Origin of the sequence: Clavibacter lycopersici, from assembly GCF_003576405.1 — a bacterium.
GTDB lineage: Bacteria > Actinomycetota > Actinomycetes > Actinomycetales > Microbacteriaceae > Clavibacter > Clavibacter lycopersici.
Genome location: NZ_QWGT01000375.1, coordinates 1 through 1,677 on the forward strand (window position 1 = coordinate 1; position 1,677 = coordinate 1,677).

A 1,677-nucleotide genomic window follows, 5' to 3' on the forward strand; every position below is an offset into this window, starting at 1 on the left:
GAGGGCGACGTCGCCGACCGGCGGCTCGTCGGCGCGACGCTGGGCGCCCGGCTCGCGCCGCTGTCCGGCCGCGCGCACGTGGCCGGCCACCCGCTCGCCTCCGAGGCCGGCCGCGTGCTCACGAGCGTCGCCATGGCCGACCTCGGCCGCGTCGACCGGGTCGACTCGGGCGTCACGGTGGGGGACCTCCTCGCCGAGCGCATCGACCTGTCCGAGCCGATGGGTCGCCGCCGCGGCGCCCGCGCGCGGCAGGCGGAGTGGCTCGCGCGGATCGACGAGGCGGCCGACGCGGCGGGGTCCCGGCGCATCCGCGGCGACGACCCCGTCGGATCCCTCCTCCCGCTCGAGCGCGCCATCGCCCTGACCGCGGTCGCCGCCGCGGGACGCGCCCCCGTGCTCGTGCTCGACGTGGTGGACCCGTTCCCGGACGCCGCCGCCGAGCGCGCGTTCCTCGCCGCCCTGCCCGCGCTCGTGCACGAGAGCACGACCGTCCTCCTGGGCGCGCCGTGGTTCCCGGACGAGCACGGGATCCCGGGCCGCCCGACCGTGCGCCTCCGCCTCGTCGCGGAGGACGACGCACCCGCTCCCGACGACGCCGAGCGCCCCGACATCGACCAGCCCGTCACGACCGGCAAGGAGACCCGCCGATGACCACCCGCACCGTACGCCGACGCCTCGCCGCCGCCCTCGTCGCGATCGTGCCCCTCGCGGTCGCCGGCCTCTTCATCGGCTCGCTCTCGGACGTCGCGACGGGCGTGGAGCGCGTGCCCGCCGCGATCGTCAACCAGGACGAGATCGTGCAGCAGAAGGCCCAGGACGGCACCGAGTCGCCCGTGCTCGCCGGCCGCCTGCTCGTCACGCAGCTGACCTCCGACGACAACCAGGCCTTCGACTGGACCATCACGAACGCCGACGAGGCCGAGCGCATGCTCGACGACGGCGAGGTCTACGCGGTCCTCACCGTGCCGGAGGACTTCTCCGCCTCGATCGTGTCGCTCTCGACCGACGCCCCGCAGCGCGCGCAGATCAGCGTGAAGACGGACGACGCGCACGGCTACCTGACGGGCGCGGCCACGCAGGCCGTGGGCGTCGGCATGACGAGCGTGTTCGGGAACGCGATCACCTCGCAGTTCGTCTCCGGCATCTACACGACATTCGGCGGCCTCAAGGGCTCGCTCACGGACGCGGGGGCCGGCGCGGACGAGCTGGCCGACGGGGCGACGCAGCTCTCCGCGGGCGCCACCACGCTCGGCGACGGGATCACGCAGCTCGGCGACGGCGTCGGGCAGTCGCAGCAGGGCGCGTCGCAGCTCGCGGACGGCCTGGGCGCATACACGGGCGGCGTCTCGCAGCTCTCCGCGGGGCTCGACCAGCTGCAGACCGGCGCCGCCGGGCTGTCGCAGGTGTCGGACGGCGTGGGGCAGTACGCGGGCGGCGCCGGCCAGATCGCGTCGCAGGTGCAGGGGATCCGGCAGCAGCTGTCGGCGGATCCGCAGACCGCACCGCTCGCCGCGCAGCTGCAGCCGCTCGAGCAGGGCCTCGACCAGTACGCGGCGCAGGGGCGGACCCTCGCGTCGCAAGCGGCCGCCGGCATCCAGGGCGTGCAGCAGGGCATCGGCCAGAGCGCGTCCGGCGCGTCGCAGCTCGCGGCCAACGGCGGGGCGCTCGTCTCCGGCG

At 76.1% G+C, this 1,677-nt stretch carries 1 protein-coding gene and 1 pseudogene; both read left to right on the plus strand.

Annotated elements, in window-relative coordinates; translation table 11 throughout:
• Positions 1 to 651, plus strand: a pseudogene (locus DZG00_RS15255) (MMPL family transporter); the annotation flags it as partial.
• Positions 648 to 1,677, plus strand: a 1,030-nt coding sequence (locus DZG00_RS15260) for a YhgE/Pip family protein (protein WP_119455809.1), incomplete at its 3' end; no start/stop codon positions are given. The pseudogene DZG00_RS15255 and the gene DZG00_RS15260, both read left to right, overlap by 4 nt.